The following is a 2,602-nucleotide window of genomic DNA, read 5'->3' as shown; positions in this document are numbered from 1 at the left end:
GCACCTCGCTCTACATGGTGCTGCTGGCCGCGTTCAACATCCTGCTGGGCACCTACGCCCGCCGCGACGACGTCGCCATCGGCACTCCGATCGCCGGCCGCAACCGCGCCGAGATCGAAGGCCTCATCGGCTTCTTCGTCAACACCCTCGTCATCCGCGGCGACCTCTCCACCAACCCCACCTTCGAAGACTTCCTGGCCCAGATCAAAGACACCACCCTCGCCGCCTACGACCACCAGGACCTCCCCTTCGAACGCCTCGTGGAGGAGCTCGCCCCCGAACGCGACCTCTCCCGCACCCCCCTCTTCCAAGTCATGTTCATCCTCCAGAACGCCTGGGAAGAGACCTGGGAGTTCGCCGACCTGGACATCGACACCTACCCCAATACATCGAGCGCGGCTCAGTTCGACCTGACCCTCTCCGTCCAGGAGACGGGCCCGGGACTGAGGGCTCAACTGCTCTACAGCACCAACCTGTTCGACGCGTCGACCATGGAGCGTCTGGCCGGGCACTTCCAGAATCTCCTGGCCTCGGTGGTGGCCGACCCCACGGCATCGCTCAGCGACCTGGACATGCTCTCCGACACGGAAAAGCACCAGCTGGTCGTCGAATGGAACGACACCGCAGCAGACTTCCCCCACGACCGCTGCATTCACGAACTGGTCGAATCACACGCGGCGGCACGCCCCGAGGCCCCTGCCGTGGTCTTCGGGGACCAGGAACTCACCTACGCCCAGCTCAACGCCAAGGCCAACCAGCTCGCCCACCACCTGCGCACCCTCGGCGTGGGCCCGGACACCCTCGTCGCCGTATGCCTCGAACGCAGCCCCGACATGATCATCGCACTCCTCGGAGTACTCAAAGCCGGCGGCGCCTACGTCCCACTCGACCCCCAATACCCGGCCGAACGGCTCGCCTTCATGCTGGCCGACACCGCCGCCCCCGTCCTCCTCACCCAGAGCAACCTCCGCGACCAACTGCCCGACCACAGCGCCCAGACGGTATGCGTCGACACCGCCCCGATCACCCGCTACCCCGACACCAACCCGGAGCACCACACCACCCCGGACAACCTCTTCTACGTCATCTACACCTCCGGATCGACCGGCACCCCCAAGGGCGCCATGGTCGAGCACCATTCCGTCGTACGGCAGGTGCGCTATAACTGGCTGGAGCCGCTCACCCCTGATGACTGTGTGGCCCAGGTGACGAGCTTCTCCTGGGATGCGTGTGCCATCGAATGCTGGAGCGCGCTGGTTGCGGGGGCCAGGCTAGCGATACTTCTGCCTGACGAGATCCGCAACCCGTTCCAGCTCCGGACCGTCGTACGCGAGCGTGGCGTGACGGCGATGATGCTCACCGCGTCGCTGTTCAATCACCATGTAACGGCCTGCCCGGACGTCTTTGAGACCGTGCGGTACACGAAGTACTGCGGTGAGAAGGTGACCCGGGCCGAAGCCGACTCCCTGATTCGCGGTGTGCGCGCACCCGAATACTTGCTGCACACCTATGGTCCGACGGAGAACTGGGGAGACACGACTCTGCTACGGGTGTTCCCGGACAGCCCGAGCGCAGCCTCCATGCCGATCGGTGGACCGGCGCCAAACACCGACCTGTTCGTGGTGGACAGTGCCGACGGACTGGTGCCGATCGGTGTGCCCGGGGAACTGCTGGTGGGCGGCACGGGGCTGGCGCGAGGCTATCTGAACCGCCCGGAACTGACCGCCGAGAAGTTCGCGACGGTCCGCATCGCGGGCACAACGCGCCAGGTGTATCGCACCGGCGACCTGGTCCGGTGGCTGCCCAGCGGCGTGCTGGAGTTTCTCGGCAGGATCGACGACCAGGTCAAGGTCCGCGGTATGCGGATCGAACTCGGTGAGATCGAATCGCAGTTGGTGGCGCATGAGGACGTGGCGTCAGCGGTGGTCACCGTCCGGGAAGACTCTCCGGGGGACAAGCGTCTGATCGCCTATGTGGTCCCTCGCAAGGGTGCACGGCCGGAGACGTCGATGCTGCGGCGCTGGTGTGCCGACAGACTGCCCGACTACATGCTGCCCGCCGGTTTCGCGGTCCTGGAGAAACTGCCGTCGACCCCGAACGGGAAGGTGGACCGCAGGTCGCTGCCCGCTCCGGACAATGACCGGCCCGACCTCGCGGTGCAGTACGTGGCGCCGCGCGACCGGATCGAAACCACCGTCGCCGGCATCTGGTCCCAGGTCCTCGGCGTCGACCGGGTGGGCATCCACGACAACTTCTTCGACCTCGGCGGACACTCCCTCCTCGCCACCCGAACCGTCTCTCTTCTGCGGCAGGAACTCGGTCGGGAAGTGCCGGTGCGGGAGTTGTTCACCTCCCCCACGGTGGAGCAACTGGCCGAGGCGATCAGCAGAGCCGACTCAGCGGCGGATGGCGTGAAACTGGTGCCGGTCGCGCACGGCGCGGGCGGGTCGCCCTTGTCCTTCGCGCAGCAGCGGCTGTGGTTCCTCGAACAGCTCGAACTCGGCATCGACCGGCTGACGTACCCGTTGCGGGTGCGGGGTGGTTTGGATGTGGAGGCGTTGGAGGCGGCGTTCTCGGGTGTGGTGGCGCGGCATGAGGTGCT

The 2,602-nt window shown here is 66.4% G+C and carries 1 protein-coding gene; it reads left to right on the top strand.

Annotated features, from left to right (window positions below):
• The coding region (locus RMT89_RS39915) for an amino acid adenylation domain-containing protein (RefSeq protein WP_315888649.1) at positions 1-2,602 on the top strand (2,602 nt) is incomplete at both ends.

This window comes from Streptomyces sp. P17 (assembly GCF_032436805.1).
In the GTDB taxonomy this organism is placed as follows: domain Bacteria; phylum Actinomycetota; class Actinomycetes; order Streptomycetales; family Streptomycetaceae; genus Streptomyces.
Note: the sequence above shows the minus strand (reverse complement) of the source record. Positions and strands in the feature narration are given on the sequence as shown.